At 49.7% G+C, this 23966-nt stretch carries 20 protein-coding genes, 1 tRNA gene and 4 pseudogenes; 8 read left to right on the top strand and 17 right to left on the bottom strand.

What is annotated here, in order from left to right; genetic code table 11:
• Nucleotides 1-59: 59 nt before the first annotated feature.
• From recN to CGZ65_RS14630, 4 genes and pseudogenes are all read right to left on the bottom strand, one after another.
• A pseudogene (recN, locus tag CGZ65_RS07455) lies at nt 60-1720 on the bottom strand (DNA repair protein RecN).
• 210 nt (nt 1721-1930) lie between these two features.
• Nucleotides 1931-3316 carry a GntP family permease gene (locus CGZ65_RS07450; protein ID WP_096295394.1) on the bottom strand — a complete coding sequence of 462 codons (1386 nt, stop codon included), beginning with the start codon at nt 3314-3316 and terminating at the stop codon, nt 1931-1933.
• A 131-nt stretch (nt 3317-3447) separates the two neighbouring features.
• Nucleotides 3448-4065, bottom strand: a complete 618-nt coding sequence (locus CGZ65_RS14635; protein ID WP_269768585.1) for an enolase C-terminal domain-like protein — start codon at nt 4063-4065, stop codon at nt 3448-3450.
• Entirely contained in the window at nt 4032-4775 is a 744-nt protein-coding gene (locus CGZ65_RS14630; RefSeq protein ID WP_269768584.1) for an enolase-like domain-containing protein, read from the bottom strand. Before CGZ65_RS14630 ends, CGZ65_RS14635 begins: the two co-directional genes overlap by 34 nt.
• 665 nt (nt 4776-5440) lie before the next feature.
• On the opposite strand from CGZ65_RS14630, the gene garL reads away from it, so the two are divergent.
• The 5 genes and pseudogenes from garL (at nt 5441) to CGZ65_RS14620 (ending at nt 9669) form a co-directional block, all read left to right on the top strand.
• Complete coding sequence (gene garL / locus CGZ65_RS07440) at nt 5441-6211, top strand: 2-dehydro-3-deoxyglucarate aldolase (protein ID WP_096295393.1); 771 nt, start codon at nt 5441-5443, stop codon at nt 6209-6211.
• Nucleotides 6212-6322: 111 nt separating this feature from the next.
• Nucleotides 6323-7197: pseudogene (garR, locus tag CGZ65_RS07435) on the top strand (2-hydroxy-3-oxopropionate reductase); the annotation flags it as partial.
• 155 nt (nt 7198-7352) lie between these two features.
• Nucleotides 7353-8495, top strand: coding sequence for a glycerate kinase (locus tag CGZ65_RS07430; RefSeq protein WP_096295392.1), 1143 nt, complete (start codon nt 7353-7355; stop codon nt 8493-8495).
• Nucleotides 8496-8509: 14 nt separating this feature from the next.
• Nucleotides 8510-9109 carry a sugar diacid recognition domain-containing protein gene (locus tag CGZ65_RS14625; protein ID WP_269768583.1) on the top strand — a complete coding sequence of 200 codons (600 nt, stop codon included), beginning with the start codon at nt 8510-8512 and terminating at the stop codon, nt 9107-9109.
• A 26-nt stretch (nt 9110-9135) separates the two neighbouring features.
• Entirely contained in the window at nt 9136-9669 is a 534-nt protein-coding gene (locus CGZ65_RS14620; protein ID WP_269768582.1) for a helix-turn-helix domain-containing protein, read from the top strand.
• 62 nt (nt 9670-9731) lie between these two features.
• Here CGZ65_RS14620 and CGZ65_RS07420 read toward each other — a convergent pair.
• From CGZ65_RS07420 to CGZ65_RS07380, 8 genes and pseudogenes are all read right to left on the bottom strand, one after another.
• Nucleotides 9732-10621: pseudogene (locus CGZ65_RS07420) on the bottom strand (NAD(+) kinase).
• Between the two features lie 33 nt (nt 10622-10654).
• Nucleotides 10655-11224 (bottom strand): ubiquinone biosynthesis accessory factor UbiJ, encoded by a 570-nt coding sequence (locus tag CGZ65_RS07415; protein ID WP_096295391.1) that lies wholly within the window; start codon nt 11222-11224, stop codon nt 10655-10657.
• 41 nt (nt 11225-11265) lie between these two features.
• Nucleotides 11266-12039 carry an SDR family oxidoreductase gene (locus CGZ65_RS07410; protein WP_096295390.1) on the bottom strand — a complete coding sequence of 258 codons (774 nt, stop codon included), beginning with the start codon at nt 12037-12039 and terminating at the stop codon, nt 11266-11268.
• Between the two features lie 13 nt (nt 12040-12052).
• A pseudogene (locus tag CGZ65_RS07405) lies at nt 12053-12636 on the bottom strand (LOG family protein).
• Between the two features lie 78 nt (nt 12637-12714).
• On the bottom strand, nt 12715-13359 hold the full coding sequence (locus tag CGZ65_RS07400) for a TetR/AcrR family transcriptional regulator (protein WP_096295389.1): 645 nt from the start codon (nt 13357-13359) through the stop codon (nt 12715-12717).
• Nucleotides 13360-13383: 24 nt separating this feature from the next.
• Complete coding sequence (murB, locus tag CGZ65_RS07395) at nt 13384-14421, bottom strand: UDP-N-acetylmuramate dehydrogenase (protein ID WP_378595648.1); 1038 nt, start codon at nt 14419-14421, stop codon at nt 13384-13386.
• Nucleotides 14422-14523: 102 nt separating this feature from the next.
• A complete protein-coding gene (locus CGZ65_RS07390) occupies nt 14524-15900 on the bottom strand; it encodes an MATE family efflux transporter (RefSeq protein ID WP_096295387.1) in 1377 nt (458 codons plus the stop codon).
• Nucleotides 15901-16326: 426 nt separating this feature from the next.
• Nucleotides 16327-18552: an NADP-dependent isocitrate dehydrogenase gene (locus tag CGZ65_RS07380; protein ID WP_096295385.1), complete on the bottom strand. Its 2226-nt coding sequence runs from the start codon at nt 18550-18552 to the stop codon at nt 16327-16329.
• Between the two features lie 323 nt (nt 18553-18875).
• On the opposite strand from CGZ65_RS07380, the gene CGZ65_RS07375 reads away from it, so the two are divergent.
• Nucleotides 18876-18968 (top strand) — tRNA-Ser (locus CGZ65_RS07375).
• 146 nt (nt 18969-19114) lie between these two features.
• The gene (locus CGZ65_RS07370) at nt 19115-19675 is read left to right on the top strand and encodes a pseudouridine synthase (RefSeq protein ID WP_096295384.1); all 561 of its coding nucleotides are present in this window, start codon (nt 19115-19117) and stop codon (nt 19673-19675) included.
• Between the two features lie 95 nt (nt 19676-19770).
• Here the strand turns inward: CGZ65_RS07370 and CGZ65_RS07365 are convergent, their stop codons facing one another.
• The 4 genes from CGZ65_RS07365 to grxD all read right to left on the bottom strand — a co-directional run bounded on the left by CGZ65_RS07365 (nt 19771) and on the right by grxD (nt 22320).
• Nucleotides 19771-20574, bottom strand: a complete 804-nt coding sequence (locus CGZ65_RS07365) for a DUF4198 domain-containing protein (protein ID WP_096295383.1) — start codon at nt 20572-20574, stop codon at nt 19771-19773.
• 140 nt (nt 20575-20714) lie between these two features.
• Nucleotides 20715-21032: a DUF2322 family protein gene (locus tag CGZ65_RS07360; protein ID WP_096295382.1), complete on the bottom strand. Its 318-nt coding sequence runs from the start codon at nt 21030-21032 to the stop codon at nt 20715-20717.
• A gap of 233 nt (nt 21033-21265) precedes the next feature.
• Nucleotides 21266-21892 (bottom strand): uracil phosphoribosyltransferase, encoded by a 627-nt coding sequence (upp, locus tag CGZ65_RS07355; protein ID WP_096295381.1) that lies wholly within the window; start codon nt 21890-21892, stop codon nt 21266-21268.
• A gap of 119 nt (nt 21893-22011) precedes the next feature.
• Nucleotides 22012-22320, bottom strand: a complete 309-nt coding sequence (gene grxD / locus CGZ65_RS07350; RefSeq protein ID WP_096295380.1) for a Grx4 family monothiol glutaredoxin — start codon at nt 22318-22320, stop codon at nt 22012-22014.
• A gap of 116 nt (nt 22321-22436) precedes the next feature.
• Between grxD and CGZ65_RS07345 the strand changes: the two genes are divergently transcribed.
• Entirely contained in the window at nt 22437-22649 is a 213-nt protein-coding gene (locus tag CGZ65_RS07345; protein WP_096295379.1) for a hypothetical protein, read from the top strand.
• 48 nt (nt 22650-22697) lie between these two features.
• On the opposite strand, the gene CGZ65_RS07340 is transcribed toward CGZ65_RS07345, so the two are convergent.
• A complete protein-coding gene (locus CGZ65_RS07340) occupies nt 22698-23954 on the bottom strand; it encodes an RsmB/NOP family class I SAM-dependent RNA methyltransferase (RefSeq protein ID WP_096295378.1) in 1257 nt (418 codons plus the stop codon).
• Between the last annotated feature and the right edge of the window lie 12 nt (nt 23955-23966).

Genomic DNA, 23966 nt, shown 5'->3' with positions numbered 1-23966 from the left:
GTCTGAACGCCGATAGATGTTCAGACGGTCTGCTTTTTGGTTGCCAAATTTAAAAGCGATCAAGCAGCGGCTAGTGTTAACAATTCAGCAGCGTGATGACGGGTGGTATCGGTGATGATTTCACCGCCCAGCATACGGGCAACTTCTTCCACGCGTTCTTGTTTGTCCAACACGCGGATTTCGCTGACGGTTTGCTCACCTTCGCTGTGTTTGCGCACTTGCCAATGGTGTTCGCCGCATGAGGCAACTTGCGGTAAATGGGTCACGGCCAAGACTTGGTGTTGTTTGCCTAAGGCGCGTAAGGCTTTGCCGACCATTTCGGCCACGCCGCCGCCGATGCCGGTATCAACTTCGTCAAAAATCAGGGTCGGTACATGGGTGTATTGGCTGGATACGACTTGAATGGCCAAGCTGATGCGCGCCAATTCGCCACCGGAGGCAACTTTGTTTAACGGACGCGATACACTGCCTTTGTTGGCGGCGACTTGGAATTGAACTTGCTCCAGGCCGTGTGCGGTTGGTGATGATGGCAGTAAAACGATGTCGAACCGCGCGCCTTTCATGGCCAAGTGCTGCATGTGTTCGGTAGTTTCTCCGCTCAATCGGCCGGCAGCTTGGTGGCGCATGGCCGAAAGTGTGTGCGCAGCTTCTTGGTATCCGGCAAATTGTTGCGCCACGGCCGCTTCCAAGGCTTTCAAATCGGCGGCTGCATGTAAGCTTTCCAATTGATCGGAGATTTCTGCTAATTTATCCGGCAGGGCTTCCGGCCCGATGCGGTATTTGCGCGCCATGCTCATGAGTTCGGCCATACGGCGTTCTTGTTCGGCCAATTCATCGGGATCAATGTCGGTGTGGCCGGCGACATCGCGCATATTGGCACTGATTTCGCCCAATTCGGCTTCGATGCTGGCGAGCATATTCAGGCTCTCGGCAAAGCGCGGTTCGATGTTTTGCAGGTTGCCGAGCAGTTTTTGGCATTGGTAGATTTGGCGCTGAATGCCGTTGTCGCCATCGATTTTTTCGCCGATTTGTTCGGCTGTTTGCAACAATTCGGCGGCATGCGCCAAGCTGTCGTGGTTATGGCTGAGGTTTCCCATTCGCCGGCTTGCAGCTTGAGCTGGGTTAACTCGTTAAATTGCCATTCCAAACGTTCGCGCTCGATGGCGATATTTTCGGATTGCTCGTGCGCTTCTTGCAGCGATTTTTTGGCGGCAACCCAGCTTTGGTATTGCTGGCGCACGTTTTCCGCTTGCTCTGACGCACCGGCAAAGGCGTCCAAAAGCTGGCGTTGGGCGGATTCTTGATTTAAGGAATGATGGGCATTTTGGCCGTGAATATCGATTAATTGCTCGCCGATGGTTTTGAGCTGCGCCAAGGTGGCCGCTTGGTTGTTGATGTAGCTGCGGCTTTTGCCTTTGGCATCGATGATGCGGCGGATGTTGAGCTCTTCCGCGTCGTCTTCCAGCAAGCCTTGTTCGCGTAACTGGGCTTGCAGTTGCGGCAGGCTGCCGATATCAAATAAGGCGGAAAGTTGCGCTTCTTTGGCACCGTTGCGCACTTGGCTGTAATCGGCTTTGTCGCCTAAAAGCAGGCCGAGCGCGTCGAGTGTGATGGATTTGCCGGCACCGGTTTCGCCGGTTAAGACGGTAAAGCCGTTTTGGAAATCGAGATTGAGCTGTTCGACAATGACGAAGTCGCGCAATGAAAGTGCCATCAACATAAGTTTTCCTCACTGGGCGGTGTTAAATATGATTTGGTTTAGGTTTTTTGAATTATAACTAAGATTTTATATAGTTTGAATAAGTTTTTTTGTATTTTTATTTGATAGATATTGTGGTTTTGTTCATGGTTTTGAATTTATTGATTTTATTTTGTTGGAAAAAGGCCGTTTGAAAACATATTTTCAGACGGCCTTTGTGTAAAGTCAGGATTAGATAAAGATGTCAACAATCAGAACCAATGCCAGTGCGGAGAAGGCACCGATAAAGGAAACCATCGTTTTGGCCATGAATTGGTCTTTTACATCTTTGAGTCCGTAGAGGCCATTGAACACCCAGAAGCCGCTGTCGTTAAAGTAGCTGAAGGATACCGCACCTGCACAGGTGGACATTGCAACTAATACTGGATTCAAGCCCAATTGCGGTACCAAAGGAGCGGTAAGGGTGGCGGCGGTAATCAGTGCCACGGTCGCGCTACCTAAAGAGATACGCATCAGCGCTGCAATCACAAACGGAATGAGGATACCCGGGATACCGATGTTCAATACGGCTTCTCCTAAGGCGTTGCCGATGCCGGCATCGCGTACTACATAACCCAGCGCACCACCTGCACCGGTAATAAACAGAATCATGCCGGTTGATTTTACGCCGTCTTCGATAGCGTCGGCGGATTCTTTGGCGGTCAAACCTCGGCCTAAGCCGTAGAGTGCAATCAGGAGGCCGACAATCAGTGCAATCACCGGATGGCCGATCATTTTTAAGAATGAGGCAAATGTGCCTTCCATCTTCATGAAATCAACCGTGGTATTGCCCAAAATCAGGAGCAGCGGAATCAGAATTGGAGCAAAAGACAAACCGGCACCAGGTAGGTTTTTATCTTTGTAGATTTGTTCCATGTTTTCAATGGATTTGATGTACTCTTGTTTGAAGTCGGTACGGATAAAATCGGTACCGTCTTCTGTAGGGATTTGGTAGATTCTTTTACCCAGCCATTTGGAATAGAGTGTAGACATAATCAATACTGGTAAAGTCATGACCAAACCCCAGACAATCATCATACCCATATCGATTTCCAAGATGCCGGCCACAGCAAGCGGACCAGGAGTCGGCGGGATGAAAACGTGTGCCAGCTGCAAACCGGTAGCCATTGCTAAACCCAAGCCGATGACACTTTTACCGGTCATGCGTGACAGGGATTTGGCCAGCGGAGTCAGAATTACCAGGCCGGAATCGGCAAAGACGGGAATGGCCACTACATAGCCGGTAAGTGCCAGTGCCCATTCCTCTTTCGCCTTACCAATCAGTTTGATGATAGAAAAAGCCATTTGTTCTGCGGCGCCAGAACGTTCCAAGATCGCACCCATCATCACGCCCAAGCCAATGATGATACCGGTACTGCCCAAAGTGCTGCCGAAACCTTTGGTAATCGAACTGATGACGTCGGCGAAAGGCAGGCCGCCGATCAGGCCGGTTACCAAAGACGAGATAATCAGGGCGACAAATACGTGGATACGGGTTTTCATTGCTAAGATCAATAGCAGGATAATCCCCACGGCCAAGCCGATTAACATTTGGCCGCTGCTTACGGTGGCTTCCATAGTTTTTCCTTTATGTATAAAAGTAGCAAATGCAGTTAGTTGCTTATTAATTGGTCGGATAAGCTTGCTAAAGCGGCAGACCGCTTTTCAGACGGCCTGCATTACCGACCCGTCAAACAGGTATTGTTGTTTTAGCGCACCAAGCAAGGTTTTTTGTTGTCGAACTCCCAGCCCGGAATCAGGTATTGCATGGCCATCGCGTCGTTGCGCGCACCCAAGCTCATATTTTTGTACAACTCATGCGCTTTGGCCACTTGATCCATATCCAATTCCACGCCCAAGCCCGGTTTTTTCGGTACTTCAACCAAGCCGCCTTTGATTTGCAGTGGCTCTTTGGTTAAGCGTTGGTTGCCTTCCTGCCAAATCCAGTGGGTATCGATGGCGGTGATGTCGCCCGGTGCCGCCGCAGCAACGTGGGTAAACATCGCCAAAGAAACATCAAAGTGGTTGTTAGAGTGCGAACCCCAAGTCAAGCCCCATTCGTGACACATTTGTGCAACGCGAACGGAGCCTTGCATGGTCCAGAAATGCGGGTCAGCCAACGGAATATCTACGGATTGCAGCGAAATGGTGTGACCCATTTGACGCCAGTCGGTGGCAATCATGTTGGTGGCGGTCGGCAAACCGGTTGCGCGGCGGAATTCAGCCATGACTTCGCGGCCTGAGTAGCCTTGTTCGGCACCGCAAGGATCTTCCGCATAAGCCAATACGCCTTTCAATTCTTTACCGATTCGGATGGCTTGTTCCAAAGACCAAGCGCCGTTCGGTCAAGGGTTATGCGTGCTTCAGGGAAACGTTTGGCCAAAGCTTTAATCGATTCGGCTTCTTCAAAACCATCCAACACGCCGCCTTTCAATTTGAAATCGTTGAAGCCGTATTTTTCGTAAGCCGCTTCAGCCAAGCGAACCACAGAATCAGGGGTCATCGCCATTTCGTGACGCACACGGTACCAATCGCAAGGGTCGTTTCCTTGGTTTTGGTATGGCAGGTCGGTTTTCTTGCGGTCACCGATGAAGAACAAATAGCCGAGCATTTCTACGGCATCACGTTGTTGGCCGTCACCCAGCAAAGAAGCCACGGTAACATTCAGGAATTTGCCTAATAAGTCCAACATGGCCGCTTCAATGGCGGTGACTACGTGGATGGTGGTGCGCAAGTCAAACGTTTGCAAACCGCGGCCGCCGGCATCGCGGTCGGCAAAGTTATTGCGCACGGCATTCATCACATTTTTGTATTCGCCTAAGGTTTTACCGATGACCAAAGGTTTGGCGTCTTCCAAAGTTTGGCGGATTTTTTCTCCGCCCGGCACTTCGCCGACACCGGTGTTGCCGCTGTTGTCTTTCAAAATCACGATATTACGGGTGAAATAAGGTGCGTGTGCACCGCTCAGGTTCAACAGCATGCTGTCGTGGCCGGCTACGGGAATCACGGTCATTTCGGTAATTACTGGGGTAGACATGGTACAACTCCTTAAACGAATGGGTTTGAAATCAGGGGTTTCAGACGGCCTTTCAGTGATTAAGCCGTCTGAAAGAAATACTGTGTCATTCAATTTGTTTATGGCTATTATAGGCAAATGCATTAGGCGGGGAACTGGCCGAATTCATCAATCTAGTTTGATGTAGTCGGTAATTTTTGTGCAAATGTACAAAACTTGACAAAAAGCAAAGTACTTTCTTTACAAAATATTAACGAACGGTATGAATAAAAGATAAGGGTTAATCAGGTTTTCTATAGGTGTTGAGATGATTTGAATACTTATCTTGGATATCGGCCGCCTGAAACTTTTATTGCAGACGAAATAGGGTATGTTGAGATTAAATTACGCTTAATGTTGCCAGTCAAAGTAATATTAATAGAATAAAAAGAAGGTATTGTGACCAAATGCTATTTTTAGGAAACAGGCCTTCTGAAGGAAATAGCGGTCGGATTGGTTGATCATGTATTGGTATATAAGTTGGCGGGAAAGATTGAAAGAAGCCTTATTCAGCATAATCAACAAAACCCGACCTGCCAATGCACATAATTTTGCCAAATCAGCCGCTGTTTTTTAGGCATTTGCACGATGATAAAACAGACGGAAAATTTTAGACTGTTTCAAATTTCAAAATAAGGAGCCGTAGCATGAATGAGAAATATTTTCCTAACCCGTTGCGTCAGCGTTTGCTGAACCATGAAAAATTAATCGGTTGCTGGAGCGCCTTGGGCAGCCCGATTACTACTGAAGTATTGGGTTTGGCCGGATTCGATTGGATTTTATTGGATGGCGAACATGCGCCGAATGATGTGTTGTCGTTTATCCCGCAATTGATGGCTTTAAAAGACGGCAACAGCATGCCGGTGGTGCGTCCGCCGCAAAACGACCCTGTGGTGATTAAGCGCCTGCTGGATATCGGCTTTTATAATATTCTCGTGCCTTATGTTGAAACAGAAGAAGACGCCGTTCAGGCGGTGGCTTCTACCCGTTATCCGCCGGTGGGTATCCGCGGTGTATCGGTCGGCCACCGTAACAACGGCTACGGCACCATCCCGGATTACTTCAATAAAATCAACGACAACATCGGCGTGCTGGTGCAAGTGGAAAGCCGCTTGGGTGTGGAAAATGTCGACGCGATTGCTGCGGTGGAAGGCATTGACTGTATCTTTGTCGGCCCGGGTGATTTGTCGGCGGCTTTGGGTTATCTCGGCCAGCCTAACCATCCGGAAGTGCAAAAAGTGATTCAGGATATTTTTGCGGCAGCCAAACGTCATGGCAAAGCCTGCGGTATCTTGGCACCGGTTGAAGAAGATGCCCGCCGTTATCTCGAATGGGGTGCAACTTTTGTCGGTGTCGGCAGCGATTTGGGCGTATTCCGCGGTGCGAGCCAAGCCTTGGCAGACAAGTTTTTAAAATAAGTTTCAGACGGCATTCAATCATGAATGTCTTGTTTCAGACGGCATTCATTAGGCCGTCTGAAAACCAATGAGTAAATGCGAACAGAAAGGAAGATTATGAAAATCGGTTTTATCGGCTTAGGTATTATGGGCAAACCCATGAGCAAAAATCTGTTGAAAGCAGGTTACGAACTGGTGGTATTGGATTTTAATCAAGAAGCCGTAGCTGAAGTAGTGGCTGCCGGAGCGAAAAGCGCAGCAACCCGAAAGAAGTGGCAGAGCAAGTGGGTGTGGTGGTGACCATGTTGCCAAACTCGCCACACGTGAAAACGGTGGTATTGGGTGAAAACGGCGTGATTGAAGCCGCCCGCGAAGGCTTGGCCGTGATTGACATGAGCTCGGTTGCGCCTCTGGCCAGCCGTGAAATTGCCGAAGCTTTGGCAGAAAAAGGCGTGCAAATGTTGGATGCGCCGGTGAGCGGCGGCGAACCTAAAGCCATCGACGGCACGTTGTCGGTAATGGTGGGCGGCTGCAAAGATGTATTCGACAAATACTACGACGTCATGAAAGCCATGGCAGGCTCGGTGGTATACACCGGCGATATTGGCGCAGGTAACGTAACCAAATTGGCCAACCAGGTGATTGTGGCCTTGAACATCGCCGCCATGTCCGAAGCCTTGGTATTGGCGACCAAAGCCGGTGTGGATCCGGAATTGGTTTACCAAGCGATTCGCGGCGGTTTGGCCGGCAGCACCGTATTGGATGCCAAAGCCCCAATGGTACTCGACCGCAACTTCAAACCGGGTTTCCGTATTGATTTGCACATCAAAGACTTGGCCAATGCCCTGGATACGTCACACGGCGTGGGTGCCAGCCTGCCGCTGACCGCAGCGGTGATGGAAATGATGCAAGTGTTGAAACAAGACGGTCACGGCCAGTCAGACCACAGTGCATTAGCGCGCTATTATGAAAAATTGACCAATACCGAAGTTAAACGTTCAAATTAATCTCGGCACGATAAAAAGGGGAAGAGATTAGCCCCCTTTTTTCAATCGTGGGGAAAGCGAAGCGACGGAATCATTTCGCCACTGCGGTATTTCGTTTGCGTTTCCCACTGTCTTTCAGACGGCCTGAGCCGGAACCAACAGAGAGAGCAGAGCAAATGAAAATTGTGATTGCACCGGATTCTTATAAAGAAAGTTTGTCTGCCATGCAGGTGGCCAACCTAATCGAACAAGGTTTTCAATCGGTTTTCCCTGAAGCCAAGTATGTAAAAGTACCGGTTGCCGACGGCGGCGAAGGCACAGTCGATACCATGATTGAAGCGACCGACGGCAAGAAAATCACCTGTGAAGTGGTCGGCGCATTGGGTGAAAAACAAAGCGCGTTTTGGGGCTTGTCCGGCGATGGCAAAATTGCTTTTATCGAAATCGCGTCAGCCAGCGGTTTAGAACAGGTGCCGTCTGAAAAACGCAATCCTTTAATCACCACGACATACGGCGTCGGCCAATTGATTTTGGAAGCGCTGGATCAGGGCGTGCGCCATTTTATCATCGGTTTGGGTGGCAGCGCGACCAATGATGGCGGAGCAGGTATGTTACAGGCATTGGGCGTCTCGTTAACCGATAAAGACGGTAAAGAGTTGGCTTATGGTGGTGCAGCATTGGCTGATTTAGACAAGATTGACGTGTCCAACCTTGATGGCCGTCTGAAAGAATGCCGCTTTGATGTGGCCTGTGATGTGACTAACCCTTTGGTTGGTGAAAAAGGCGCCTCTCATGTTTTTGGCCCGCAAAAAGGTGCCACGCCGGAAATAGTGGAAGAACTGGATGCCGCATTGAATCATTATGCCGATATTATCCAGCGCGATTTGAAGGTTGAAGTTAAAGAATTGCCGGGTGCCGGTGCGGCAGGTGGTTTGGGCGCGGCGTTTGCCGGTGTGCTGAAAGGCAGTTTGCAAAGCGGTATCGGCATTATTACCCGTTTGCTGGATTTGGAAGAAAAAATGCGCGGCGCATCTTTGGTGATTACCGGTGAAGGCCGTATCGACCATCAAAGCATTAACGGCAAAGTACCGGTAGGCGTGGCGCAATTGGCGAAGAAACAAAATATTCCGGTGATTGTGATTGCCGGCAGCTTGGGCAAAGACGTCGAAGTGGTGCATGATTACGGTATTGATGCGGTGTTCAGCATTCTTAATAAATGCTGCTCTTTCCCTGAAGCAGCTGCTGAAGCGCCTGAAAATTTAGTTCTTTCTGCGTGCAATATTGCTGCAATCCTGAAAATCAACCTGTCGGATACTTAAAGAAAGGGAGGCCTATGTCGGTTTATTCATTGGATAAAAATCTGGCCCAGCAAATTGTCGAACGCACGATGGACATCATCGGCTGCAACATCAATATTATGGATGCCAAAGGCAGAATCATTGCCAGCGGCGATGAAGAACGCATAGGTGAAACCCACGACGGTGCGCTGTTGGCACTCTCGCAAGAGCGTACCGTCGATATTGACGAGCAGATTACCAAAAACCTGCATGGTGTTCGCCCGGGCATTAATTTACCCTTGCGCTTAGATGGCGAAACGGTCGGCGTAATCGGTTTAACCGGTGAGCCGGATAATTTACGCGAATTCGGTCGTTTGGTGTGTATGACTGCCGAAATGATGCTGGAGCAGGCACAGTTGTTTGAAATGCTGGCGCAGGATGCGCGTTTGAAAGAAGAGCTGATTCTTAACCTGGTTTCAACGGAGAAAATCAGTCCGTCAATGAACGAATGGGCGAAACGCTTGGGTGTAGATTTAGCGACACCGCGCGTGGTGTGTATCATTGAAGTCGATACCGGCCATCTGGATATCGAAGCCATCAGCAACGAATTACATAATCTGCAAAACCTGCTGCATTACCCGAACGCGATAATTTAGTGGCGATTTTGTCGCTAACGCAAATCGTGATTCTCAAACCTGCCCTAGATTCGCTTGGCCGCTGGGATGTACACAATCACATGGAGCGGGTGAAGTTACTGGTGTCGCGCATGAGTGAACAAACGTCATTAAACGTGCGCATCGCCTTGGGTAACTATTTCCCCGATTGTGAGGAAGAGACCAACAGTATCGCCTTGTCTTACCAGACGGCCAATACGACTTTGCAGGTGGGAAAAAATCGGTTTCCCAAGCAGCGCATTTACAATTATCAGGAGCTGATTTTGCCGGTATTGCTCAACCAGCTGAAAGACGGCTGGCAGCGGCGCGAATTGGAGCGGACGCTGAATAAACTCAAGCAGGCAGATAAAAACGGCCTGCTGACCAAAACATTGCTGGCTTGGTTTAATCACAACATGCATTCGGCGGAAACGGCTAACGCATTGTTTATTCACCGGAATACCTTGGAATACCGTTTACACAAAATCGCTGAATTGACGCGCTTGAATCTTGATCATACCGATGACCGTTTTTTGCTGTATATCGCAGTACACATGGTATGATTTATGTCTAAATAAAAGGCCGTCTGAAAAACATTTCTGCTTTTCAGACGGCCTTTCGTCAATTAAACCAGTTGTTCGCCCCAGTGCAATTTCTGGCGCAGGGTTTTGAAATATTGGTAATCGGTGGTGTGCAGCACACGCAGCGGATTGTGGTAGCGGCGGATAATCAGGCGGTCAAGGTTTTGGATGTCGTGGAATGATTGCCCGTCGAAATGTACGCGGGCATCGCCGCTTTTGGTTACCAAAATTTCGATTTCACTGGTGTCGGCCACGGCAATCGGGCGGTTGGTCATGGATTGCGGGCAAATCGGTACCAAGGTAAAGGCGCGCAAACTGGCCTGTAAAATCGGACCGCCGGCAGCCAAGGCATAAGCGGTCGAACCGGTCGGGGTGGAAACAATCAGGCCGTCTGAACGCTGGGTGTACACGAATTCTTGATTGATAAATACTTCAAATTCAATCATTTGCCCTGCCCCGCCGCGTGACAGCACGGCATCGTTTAACGCCAGCGAGCGGTGAAGAATTTCACCGTCGCGGATTAAATCCACTTCCAACAAAATGCGCTCTTCCGGCAGATACTTGCCTTCCAAAACCGGCCGCAAATCTTCGACCATTTGCTCGCGCGGGATTTGGGTCAGAAAGCCGAGATGGCCTTGGTTGACGCCAATCATCGGAATACCGCGCCCAGCCACTTCACGGGCGGCGGAAAGGAATGTACCGTCGCCGCCCAATACAATCACCAAGTCGCAATATTTGCCTAAATCGGCTTTGCAGCAGGTGGTGCAGAGCGGAATATCGTCGGCAAGGATGCTGTGTTCGACGATGGTTTCTTCGTCTAGATAAATCGAAAAGCCGGATTGGCATAGAAATTCCACCAAGGTATGCACGGTGGCTTGGATTTCGGGGTGTTCGGGCGGGTGACAATGCCGATGTTTTTGAATGGACTGTTCATGGCGGTGGGATGAAAGTAGGAGGCCGGCTGAAATCAGAGCCGGATATCGCGCTCAAGCCGGTCAAGGCGGGCGTGTAGGCGGGCAACATCGTCGCGCAGTTGGTCGACTTCTTCCATCCACGTGGCCAGCGTGGCTTGGTCGATGACCGGCGATTTCGGTTCGCGGGAAAACTCGCTGATTTGCTCGGCGATGCTTTTGCCGATTTGTTTGACCGTATGGCCGATAACGGCGGCGCGGGTGGCAATGCTGCCGGCTGCGGCATCACCGAAAATGCGGCTTAAATCATCGTTGGCATAATAGCGTAGTCCGCCGAGAATCGGCAAAAGCGACATACCCAAAATCAAATCGCCATCGATGGCAATATCGCCTACACCGGGCTGCCCGCCTTGCAGGATTTTTTGAATGGCGCTGTTGTGGAAAGTGATTTCGGTATCAGGCGCATGGGAGGCGGCTTCTAAAAAGCCTTTTTCGCTGATGCGGCCGTGAATACGGAAACCGGCAATCTGAACGCTCAGGGTTTTACCTGCAAATCCGGCCAGATCATATTGATGCTCGGGATTCTGCTGAATCAGGTGGTTGATCACTGGAAGGAGGGCGGACATGGTTTTCTCTGAGGCCGTCTGAAAATAAAACAAGCTTGATTTTACAGACTTAAGCCGCGCACGCAAACGGTATTTACAATTTTTCCGCTGCTTTGGCCGTCGGGATTGAAATCGGGTGCGGGCAAACCAAGCTTGGCGGCTTCGGCGGTATAGAATTCGGCGCGGGTCGGATGATTCGGTTCGACCACGTTTTTGATACGCTTGCCGTCGGGATTCGAGGCCGTCTGAAGCAACGCGGCCACGGCCAAATCCTGATGCACCACATTTACCGGCTGTTTGCCACCGCTGATATTGCGTTTCAAGAGTAATCGTGTTACCGGATGGCGTTCGGCCGAATAAAGGCCGCCCAGGCGCAAAATATCGACATTGGGAATGCGGCTGTCGAGCAGCAAGATTTCCACCGCGGCAATCTGCCTGGCGTTGTCGGTCTGCGGGTTCAGCGGGCTGGTTTCATCGCACTCGCGCGCTTCGTCGCCGTAAACGCTGGTGCTGCTGGTGAAAATAATGTGTTGCACATCAAGCGATTCGGCCAATTGCAGCCATTGTTGCAGCGTGGCGGTGTAATCGTTGAGCGAAGACGGCGGCAGCAGGCAGAACCATGTCGGTTTGTCTGCCCAATGGTGCAAGGCCGTCTGAAAAGCATTGGGTTGGTTTAAATCGATGGCATCAAGCTGAATCGGCAGGTTGATATCATCGGAAGTAAGGTGGCGTTTGATGGCGGCCACTTCACAGCCGTTTTCATAGAGTTTCTGCGCCAACGGGCGGCCGAGATAGCCCAGCCCGAGAATGGCGCAAGCAGGAAGTGTTTTGTTCATATTAGACGGCCTTTTATTTTTGCCAGCCCGGCTGCACCCACTTAGGCACATCGACAAACTTATACGCCGTCATTTGGGCTGGCAAATCTGATGGATTATCCGCCACGCAGAGCAAGCCCAGATTGGCTTTAGGCATAAATCCTTGCGCGGCGGTTTGCTGCATTAAGCTTATCAACGGATTAAAAAAGCCTTCGATATTCAATATGCCGATGGGTTTGACATGAAGGCCAGCTGGGATAGCGACAAGACTTCAAACAATCCTTCATACGTGCCGATGCCGCCGGGCATGGCGATAAAGGCATCGGATAGGGTAATCATTTTGGTTTTGCGTTCGGTCATGTCGGCCGTTTCGATAAGCTCGGCCAAAGCCTGGTGGGCGACTTCTTTTTCACGCAAAAAAGTCGGAATCACGCCAATGACTTCGCCGCCATGAGCCAAAACCGCATCGGCAACCGTGCCCATCAGACCGACTTTACCGCCGCCGTAAACCAGACGGCTGCCACGCTCGGCAATGGTTTTACCCATGTCTTGGGCAGCTTGATAAAAAGCAGGCGATTCCCCTAAATTTGAACCGCAATAAACAGCGATATTTTTCATGTTATTCATTTTCTGAGTAAAAGCCGAGGCCGTCTGAAAATCAATTCTTTTTCAGACGGCCTGAACAAAAGTAAAAAATCAAACCGGCAGGTTGCTGATTTTTTGGTCGAATTCAACCATGTAGTCCGGTAACAGATAAGGGCGCAACAGGCTCAATGAGCGTTGTACGCCGCGTGCTTTGGAGTCTTCGGTTAATTTTGTGCGGCCTTGCAGTGAGCCATCGAAATCAAACCAGTATTTGGTCATTATCCACATATTCACGGCCAAGTCGTCAATGGCGGTCTTGTCGGCGCAAATGATGCCGTGGTCGTTGAGTTCGTTCAATAATTTTACCAATAGTGGTGACACTTTGGCGTGGGTAAAGTTGTTGTGTTCGCCCAATAATTCGGCGCTGCGTGCCAAGAGGGTGTTCACATCGCTAAATAAGAAACGATATTCCCACATTACATTGTAAATACCGGCCATGTAGGTAATCGCGCCTTCAACATCTTTAGGCAGCTCCGCTTCTTGCAGGTATTGCAGCAAGGCTTCGCTGTAGCGCTTGAAAAGCTGGATAATGATTTCATCTTTATTGCGGAAATGGTAATACAGATTGCCGGGGCTGATGCCCAAGTGCGCTGCGATGTGATTGGTGCTGATGTTTCGCTCGCCTTCTTCATTAAATAAAACAAGGCTGGCATTGATAATGCGGGTATAAGTATTGATTTTGGGTTCTCGTACCACGTGATTATTCCTTAATGGTATAGCTTACAAACTGTATGAAGCCGGAAGCCAGTTGGGTTCGGCATGTAATGTAACTTGGAATTTTTCTTCAATTACGTGACAAATGTGTTGCGCCAAACGGTAAACATCTTCGGCTTGGGCGTTGTTTTTGTTCACCAACACCAAAGCCTGTTTGTCATGCACGGCCGCACCGCCGATTTGGAAGCCTTTCAGACGGCATTGGTCAATCAGCCAGCCTGCAGCCAGCTTAACGGTGCCGTCGGCTTGCGGGTAATGCGGCATATTAGTGTATTCGCTCGATAATAATGCAGCTTGCTCCGCACTGACAATCGGATTTTTAAAGAAACTGCCGACATTGCCGAGAATGTTCGGGTCGGGCAGTTTACTGTTGCGGATTGCGCACACGGCATCAGACACGTCTTTTGCCGTGGCTTCCCGGCCTTGGCAGATGGCTTCGACTGCGGCGGCTAAGTCGCCGTATTTCAGGTTGGGCGTGAAATGCTCTTTGAGGGCAAACACTACCGACACAATCACATAGCGCCCTTTGCCGGTCTGCTTGAAAAAGCTTTCACGATAAGAAAATCGGCAATCGGCATTGCTCAATTCGACAAAGTTTTCGTTGTCCAAATCAAAGCAGCGTACGCTGTGAATGACGTCTTTCACTTCCAAACCGTATGCGCCGATGTTTTGCACCGGAGAAGCGCCGACTGTGCCCGGAATCAGGCTTAGGTTTTCCAAGCCGCTTAAGCCTAAATCCAGCGTGTGCAATACAAATTCATGCCAAATTTCACCGGCTTGCGCTTCGATATACACAAGGCCGTCTGAACGGGCGATTTCGCGCACGCCTTTATTCGCCATGTGCACCACCAAACCGGAATAGTCTTCCATCAGCAGAATATTGCTGCCGCCACCCAGCCACAAGACGTTGTGGCGACTGAATTCAGGCAGGCGGATAATTTTGCGGATATCTTCAGCCTGTTCCAAAACGGCAAAGGCATGGGCATTGGCTTTAAGGCCGAAGGTGTTGTAGGGAGTCAGGTCGGTTTGATAACTGAGTTTCATGATAAAGCCTGAGAAAAGGTTTCAGACGGCATAGGATAAGGCCGTCTGAAAAAAATAAATATGATGGTTTTCAGACGGCACGTGATTCGCGCCGTCTGAAATTTATCGTGCATAAGATTTCACCAATGATTTGCTACACAATTCCAAACACCAAACCAATGCCATCGCGGCAATGCTGAGCGATACGATTAGGGCCGCCCAAAAACCGTTCAAGCCCATGTCGAAGCGGTAAGCCAAGATATAGCCCGGTAGCAGACCGCACAGCCAAAAGGCAATGGCATGGATATACATCGGCACTTTGGTAACTTTATAGCCGCGTAGGGCGTAGGAAGCAATGCACTGGGTCGAGTCAGACAATTGGAACACCGCCGCCAACAGCAACACACCTGCGGCAATGTTCAGTACCGCCGCATCGTCGGTGTACATGCCCACCAAAGGATAACGCAATGATATCAAAGCCAAGGCGGTGATGACAGCCAATGCCCAGCCTAAAATCAACGATACGCCGGAAATATATCGGGCGCGGGCAAATTGGCGGCGGCCGAGTGCAAAACCCACACGCACGGTCGAAGCTGCGCCGACACTTTGCGGCACCATATAAATAATGCCGGTCAGGCTGATGACCACCTGTTGCGCCGCCACGTAATCTTCGCCCAAACGCGCTACTAAAAACACAATGAAGGTAAACGCGCTGGCTTCCAAAAAGTAAGACAAACCAATCGGTGCGCCCAGTTTCCAAAAATTTTTAAAAGCCGCCCAATCCGGCTTGCTGAAGCGGTCAGTCAGCTTGAATTTTTTGAAATAATCCTGTTTGGTAACATACAGCCATAAAGCGATGGCGTTGAACCAAAACACCAAAGCTGTCGCCAAGCCGCAACCTGCACCACCCAAAGCCGGCATGCCGAATTTGCCGTAGACAAATATATAATTGAGAGGCACATTCAGAAAAAACGCTGCCACGCTGACCCACATAATCACGCGCGGGCGGTTGAGGCTGGAGGCATACGCGTGCAGCGCGCGGTGTATCATCGCCGCGGGCATGCCCAAACCGGTAAAAATCATATACAGCGCCATCGTGTCTTCGATGTAGCCGCTCAAATCCAACCAGTTGCGAAACGGCATAATCACCGTCCACATCAGCAGCATACCGATTATGCCCAAGGTCAGCCCGAACCACAAACCTTGGCGGCCGGTTTCACCCACTTCATCAAATTTACCCGCACCATTAAGCTGGGCGATGATGGGGTTCAGCGCAGTCATGATGCCGATAAAAGTGATGAAAATGGTGGCAAATGCGCCGCTGCCCAAAGCCACGGCGGCTAAATCTTCCTTACCCGCACCACCGGCCATCACGGTATCTACGAAACCGATGCCGATCTGCGCCACCTGTGCCAACAGCATCGGCACCGCCAGCAAAATCAAGTGGCGGATTTCTTTTTTGAAAACGGGAAAAGGATAACGGTTGATATCGAGAAGCATGACAATAGCGCAGAAAATAAAACAGGCCGTCTGAACATTCAAACGGCGCGGAATCGTTAAACATGCATTATAGGCTAAATAAGGCAAAGCGGATAGATTGTTCGGGTGGATTGCCAGGCAATAATCTTATCCCGTTTGCAGGTCGTCTGAACCATAAAGCAACATATAAAAAGGCCGTCTGAAAGTGTGGTTAACTTTCAGACGGCCTTTGATGAATGTCAGCAGCCAAATTCAATGAATGTGACACATGTTACAAAAAATTCGGCCTGAGCCCTCTGCAAAATCTTCATCCTTGGCACATTTCTTCGTTATGCGCAGCTCGAAATCTTGTCTATCTTCATGATATGTCTGCGCTTTCTGCGCTGCTCTAACTTCGAACTGTACTCAAATCCGAAGTTTTGCAAAGGTCTCGGCCTCGCTTTCATTTTACAGTGCAGCCAAAGCCGCGTTCAAAGTGGTGCTTGGGCGCATTGCTTCAGAAGCCAACTCTTCGTTCGGGCTGTAGTAGCCTTTGATGTCCACAGCTTTACCTTGACCGGCGGCCAATTCTGCCACGATTTTATCTTCGTTGGCCGTCAGGGTTTCAGCCAATGGCGCAAATTTGGCTTTCAACTCAGCATCTTTGTCTTGATCGGCCAATGCTTGTGCCCAGTAGAGCGCGATGTAGAAGTGGCTGCCACGGTTGTCGAGTTCGCCGGCTTTGCGTTTTGGAGACTTGCCGTTCAACAGCAATTGCTCGGTAGCGGCGTCCAAAGTGTCAGCCAGAACTTGCGCTTTGCTGTTGCCGGTTTTTTGAGCCAAATGCTCAAATGATACCGCCAAGGCCAAGAATTCACCCAAAGAGTCCCAACGCAAGTGGTTTTCTTCCAAGAATTGTTGCACATGTTTCGGTGCAGAGCCGCCCGCACCGGTTTCAAACATGCCGCCGCCGTTCATCAAAGGCACGATAGACAGCATTTTTGCGCTGGTACCCAATTCCAAAATCGGGAACAAGTCGGTCAGGTAGTCGCGCAATACGTTACCGGTTACAGAGATGGTGTCTTCGCCATTTTTGATGCGTTCCAAGCTGAACTTGGTCGCTTCTACGGGAGACAGAATGCGGATATCCAAACCATCGGTATCCAAGTCTTTCAGGTAGGTTTCCACCTTGTTGATCAGGCTCTTATCGTGCTGGCGTTTTTCATCCAGCCAGAATACGGCAGGGGTGTTGCTCAAGCGGGCACGGTTTACCGCCAATTGTACCCAGTCTTTCACCGGAGCATCTTTGGTTTGGCACATGCGCCAGATGTCGCCGGCTTCAACTTCGTGCTTCATCAACACTTCGCCCGAAGCATTAACTACTTCAACCACACCGTCGGCTTCGATTTCAAAAGTTTTGTCGTGCGAACCGTATTCTTCGGCTGCTTGTGCCATCAGGCCGACGTTTGGCACCGTACCCATGGTGGTCGGGTCGAATGCGCCGTGTTCGCGGCAGAAATCGATGGTGGCTTGGTACACGCCGGCGTAGCTGCTGTCAGGAATCACGGCTTTGGTATCTTGCTGCTTGCCTTCTTTATCCCACATTTGACCGGAATTGCGGATCATCGCCGGCATAGAGGCATCGACAATCACGTCGCTTGGTACGTGCAGGTTGGTGATACCTTTGTCGGAATCCACCATCGCCAAATCAGGGTTGGCCGCGTATACAGCAGCGATTTCGGCTTCAACCGCAGCTTTGGTTTCAGGCGGCAGTTTGTCCAAGTTGCCTAACAAGTTGCCGAAACCGTTGTTTACGTTGACACCGGCAGCGGCCAATTCGCCACCGAATTTTTCAAATACAGGGGCAAAGAAAGCTTTCACGGCGTGACCGAAGATAATCGGGTCAGACACTTTCATCATGGTCGCTTTCATGTGCAATGAGAACAGCAAACCTTGCTCTTTGGCTTCTTTCACTTGCTCATTCAAGAAGCTCACCAAGGCTTTTTTGTTCATCACGGTTGCGTCGATGATTTCGCCGTCTTTCAGGTTAACCGGTTTGCGTAATTCTTTTTTGTTGCCTTGTTTGTCGGTGAAGACAATAGAAACAGAAGTGGCGGCCGGTACGGTAACCGATTGTTCGTTATGGAAAAAGTCGCCGCTTTGCATGGTGGCAACGTGGGTTTTGGAATCTTTAGACCAAGCGCCCATGCTGTGTGGGTTTTTCTTGGCAAAGTTTTTCACGGCTTTAGGCGCGCGGCGGTCAGAGTTGCCTTCGCGCAAAACAGGGTTTACCGCGCTGCCTTTGATTCGGTCATAGCGCTCGCGGATGGCTTTTTCTTCATCGGTTTTCGGGTCGGTCGGGAAATCCGGCACAGCAAAACCTTGCGCCTGCAATTCTTTAATCGCAGCAGTCAGTTGCGGTACAGACGCGCTGATGTTCGGCAGCTTGATGATGTTGGCTTCTGGTTTTTTCACCAGCTCGCCCAACTCGGCCAAAGCATCCGGCACGCGTTGCTCTTCTTTCAAAAAATCCGGGAACGTGGCCAAAATACGGCCGGCCAATGAAATATCTTTGGTTTCTACGTTGATGTCGGCGAATTGGGTAAACACACATACGATAGGCAGGAATGATTTGGTTGCCAAAGCAGGTGCTTCATCGGTGTGGGTATAGATAATGGTGGCTTTGTTAGTCATAGAGATTCTCTTGTAGGTTAAGGTTTTTCTTTTCCATGCCAAGCGGTATGGCACACCTTATTATGGCATAATTTAAAGAAATTGGGGAATGCAGTCATTATCAATAAGCTAGTTTTTTGGTATAGCAAACGCTGCCTAATCAAAGATGGGCGAGTGAGCGATGAATATCGGCTGCGGAGGTAAACCGAGCAAGGTGAAATCAGATTGGTCTTAACTATCCGGAGTAATTAATTTTGTTCCCAATTAATTCAGATGTTTATTGAACCGTTCTTTTTTCATGCTTGACAGCCCTGCGGCAAACCAGTATAGTTCAGGTTTCCTTAGGAGTAATGGCTGAGAGGCTGAAGGCACTTCCCTGCTAAGGAAGCATGTGGGGTCAACCTGCATCGAGGGTTCGAATCCCTCTTACTCCGCCAGAACAAAACAAAACCCGCTGATAAATCAGCGGGTTTTGTTTTGTTCTGGTGGAGATTTATTGTGTTATCAACCATCATGATGCAAACGTGTTGCATTGGTTTACGGTTGTTGCTTGAATATCCAAAACAATATTGAGGCCGTCTGAATGAATGATTTGATTGTTTTAAACAAACCTTATGGCGTGATTTGCCAGTTTTCACCGCATGAGAAACACCCATGCCTGAAAGATTATGTCGAGCAGCCGGGTTTTTATCCAGCTGGGCGCTTGGATACGGATAGTGAAGGTTTGTTGTTGTTGACGAATAACGGGCGTTTGCAGGCCAGAATTGCGGATCCCAAGTTTAAACAGGAAAAAACTTACTGGGCGCAGGTAGAAGGCGTGCCGGATGAGGCAAAGTTGGATTTTTTGCGCCGTGGTGTGGATTTGGGTGATTTTGTGACGGGGCCTGCCAAGGTGCGTGTATTGGCCGAGGGGGAAGCGGATAAACTGTGGCCGCGTCAGCCGCCGATTCGGATGCGTAAAACAGTGCCGGATTTTTGGTTGGAAATTAAGATTACTGAAGGTAAAAACCGCCAAGTGCGACGCATGACGGCGAAGGCCGGTTATCCGTGTTTGCGTTTGGTGCGGGTAACGATTGGGTGCTTGGATATTTTTGAATTGGATTTGGCTTTGGGTGAATGGCGGTTTTCGCCTCGTCGGCCTTGAGTTTTTGATTGAAAAAAAGGCCGTCTGAATGTTCAGACGCCCTTTGACGTTTGCAATGTATTGCCGCGTATTTCGGCAGTTTTTAGACGTATGGATTAGTGGTTCGTATGGCCGATTTGGAAGGTGAGCGTGGAGTAGTTAGACTCTTTTTCGCAGACTTTTTGGTCGCGGAAGTCGGTTTTGTGCTCAACATTGACTTTCCAGAAGCCTTGGCGCAATGGAATGATGTCTACTTCGCCTTTGTCGTTGGTCACATCATAGAATGCTTGCGCTTCTACTTTGTGGGTTTTGCTGCGGTCACTGTTGTCAAAGCCGTCGAAGGTTGCGGTTACCGGATGGTTGGCCAACGGTTCGCCACGATAGAGTACGCGTACTTTAAAGCGTTCGCCGGCGTGAACGTTAGCCGGATTGTCGAGCGGTACGATTTCTAAGTTTTGGCCGACTTGTTTGGTGATGATGGCGGTGTCTGCACTTTCATGGCCGACGTTGACGATGTTTTTGCCGTACATACGGCTTTCTTCGCAGTAAGCGGCATCGGCCATTTCGGTTTTATTCACACGTTTCCAACCAGCGGCGTTTTTCGACCAGAAAGTCGGTTGGTATTCGGCAATTACTAAGTAGCTGCCGTCTTTAACCGGACGGTTGCTGCGGTATTGGTAGTTGAATTGGCCTTTTTGAATCAGGTTTTCTTTGCCTTTTTCGGTCACCAGTTGCAATGGTTTGAAGATGTTGAGGCGGTCTTTGGCAATCGGCTCTAATTCTGGAAATTCGCCGTAGCCCAATTCGGCGGTCAGGTGTTCGCCGCCGTGGGTGTGGGCAGTTTCAACCCATACGCGGTGGGCGTGTGCGGCGGTGGATAGGAACAATACGGAAGTAATCAGCAAAATAGATTTTTTCATGATGGCTGTTCTCTAAAAAGTAAGGTGGTTCAAGTAAACGATTAGTTATGGTATAACATATTTTAAATAATGTAAACGATTTTGTTACGGGGTAACAAAATGCCGTCTGAAATGGTTTTTCAGACGGCATTTATCTTCAATTAAGCTTGTAATGGTTTCAATTGATAAACCAAATTTTCGGCTTTTACTTTAAAGAGCAAATCGATGTTAGGGTGTTTGCCCGGATTGGCTTCGGCATCGGCCACATGCTCTGCAAACAAGGCCAAACCGCGTTCGGCGGCAGTGGTGTTTAATTGGTTATCAAATTCTTGCGCCAGCGCGTGATAGAGTTTTAATGATCCGATCTTGCCCGGTGCGGCAGGAATATGATGAACAGTTTCGCCTTGTTCGGTATTAACGTCCAGACCGCTTAAGTGGTCGATTGCAGGCATGGCAGCCAGATTGTCTTGAAAGCCCATGGTGTTCCTTAATTTGATGTGGTGAAGAAAGGGGGAAACAGGCTGAGACCTTTGCAAAATCTTCATCTTTGGTACATTTCTTCGTTGCGCGCTGCTCGAGAGTTTGCCTATCTTTATGATAGGTCTGCGCTTTTTATGCTGCTGCAACTTTGAACTGTACTCAAATCTAGGGTTTTGCAAAGGTCTCAGGCCGTCTGAAAGCTGATATTTTTCAGACGGCCTGCTTATTTGAATCATCGTGTGCCGAAAATCTTATCGCCGGCATCGCCCAAGCCCGGGATAATGTAGCCGTCTTCGTTCAGATGGCTGTCGAGCGCGGCGGTGTAGATGGTTACATCGGGATGCGCATCATTGACGATTTTCACGCCTTCGGGTGCGGCAACCAATACCAAGGCTTTGATGTTTTTGCAGCCTTTGGCTTTCAATAAATCAATGGTGGCAACCATCGAGCCGCCGGTGGCCAGCATAGGGTCGATAATCAAGGCAGGGCGCTCGTCCATGCTGTCGACGAATTTTTCAAAGTAGGAAACCGGCTTTAAGGTTTCTTCGTCGCGTTGCAGGCCGACCACGCTGATTTTGGCAGTGGGAATCAAATCCAATACACCGTCGAGCATGCCCAAGCCGGCACGCAAAATCGGTACCACGGTTAAGGTTTTGCCTTTGATGCGCTCGCCTTCAATACGGCCGCACCAGCCGTCGATGATGTATTTTTCCATGGTGAAATCGCGGCTGGCTTCGTAGGCCATCAGGCGGGCGAGTTCGGTGGCGAGTGCGCGGAATTTATAGGTGCTGCATTCAGCTTCGCGCATCAGGGTTAATTTGTGTTTGACCAAGGGATGGTCGATGACGGTCACATTCATTGCTTCTACTCGGTATCTGGTAAAGTGAGCTTATTATACTTTTTTTTAGGTGTCGCGCAAACAGTGTAAACCATGAAAAAGGCCGTCTGAACAGGGTTTCAGACGGCCTTTGTTAATAATTAGGCTTTTAACACTTCTTCCAATTCGCCGGCTTCGAACATTTCCATCATGATGTCGGAGCCGCCGACAAATTCACCGTTGACATACAGTTGCGGAATGGTCGGCCAGTCGCTGTATTCTTTAATGCCTTGGCGCACTTCGTCGTTTTCCAACACGTTAACCGTTACATAATCGGTGCAGTTAACTGCATTCAAAATTTGTACGGCGCGCGAAGAGAAGCCGCATTGCGGGAATTGCTTGGTGCCTTTCATAAACAAGACAACACGGTGGGTGGTGACAACTTCTTTGATTTGATCATGAATGCTCATGTATGGTTCCTTTAAAACAATCGGATTGATTCGGTTTGAATGTCATCATTATACGCAAGTTGCGGGAATTTAAAATGACTCTTTTGGCAATACGGTGAGTAAATAGGACGTAAAGGATGAAATTCAAGCAACGGCCATCTGAAAATAAAGTTGGCGATCTTTGCAAAGTTCCTTCAAAAACCAGTATATACAAACGCGACGTCATTCCCGCGCAGGCGGGAATCACCGCAAAATCTAAGAAACCTATTTTATTTAACAGTTTGCTATGCTCGAAAATGGATTCCCGCCTGCGCGGAAATGACGTCGGTTTTGTGCGTATTAGCTTTTGAAAGACTTTTGCAAAGGTGTTTCAGTTTATATTTTCAGACGGCCTATTGTCATTTGCGCTGCAATACCGCCGCAAAGAAACCATCGGTATGGTGAACCGCAGAATTCATACGCAGGTATTGACCGGTGTTTAAGTCCACTTTGGCGGCGGCGAGCAATTCGCTGCTGTCGAGCAATTCAAACTCGGGATTTTCGGCCAAGAAACGCTCGACCTGATGTTCGTTTTCTTCCGGCAAAATGCTGCAGGTGGCATATACCAAGCGGCCTTTCGGTTTAACCAATTTGGCAGCTGCGGTGAGAATGCTGTGTTGTTGTGCCAATAAGTCGGACACGGTTTCCGGCGATTGGCGGTATTTCAAATCGGGGTTGCGGCGCAATGTGCCCAAGCCTGAACACGGTGCATCAACCAAAACGCGGTCGGCTTTGCCGGTGAGGCGGGCGATGCGGCTGTCATGTTCGCTGCTGATGCGCTCTGGGTTGATGTTGGTCAGGCCGGCGCGGGTCATTCGCGGTTTGAGATTAGCCAAGCGTTTTTCGGCGATGTCGAAGGCGTAGATGCGGCCTTTGTTTGCCATTTGTGCACCAATGGCCAAGGTTTTGCCGCCTGCTCCGGCGCAAAAATCGACTACGATTTCCCCGCGTTTGGCACCGACCAGTAAAGCCAGCAATTGGCTGCCTTCATCTTGCACTTCGACCGAACCGTCAAGAAACAAATCGTGTTTGTTTAAGGCGATTTTGTTTTTCAAACGGATGCCCCACGGTGAAAACGGCGTGGCTTCGGCGCTCGGTTCTTCGGCTTGCAAGACGGCCAAGACTTTATCGCGCTTGTTTTTCAAGGTATTCACGCGCAAATCCAGCGGCGCGGGTTGGTTGATGCTGCGGCCGAAAGCGAGAATTTCTTCGTCGCTGTAATGGGTTTGCAATTGTGCAATCAGCCATTCCGGTAATTCGGCAGCGGTATGCAGGCCGTCTGAAAACTCGGCTTTGCGCGCTTTTAAATGGCTGAGAAACTCAGTTTGTTCTTCATCGAGCAAATCTTGGATTTTGCCGATGTTGACGCTGCGGCCGAGCACCAATGCCGCCAGCGCGGCTTTGCGCGATTGGGCGTGGGGGCGGCGTAACACGGCGGCGATTTTTTGATAATGACGCAAAGCGGCAAAGGCGGTTTCGGCGATTTCGTGGCGGTCTTGGCGGCCGAGCTTTTTGTGCTCGCGGAAGTAGGCGGACAAAACCGCATCGGCAGGTTGCTTGAAAGTCAGCATGTCGGCCAGCAATGCGGCGGTGTGTTCGAGTTGAATCGGTGTCATGGGCGGGTTACT

The sequence above is a fragment of the Neisseria weixii genome, from assembly GCF_002327085.1.
Classification (GTDB): domain Bacteria; phylum Pseudomonadota; class Gammaproteobacteria; order Burkholderiales; family Neisseriaceae; genus Neisseria; species Neisseria weixii.
This window is presented reverse-complemented; position numbering and strand designations above follow the sequence as displayed.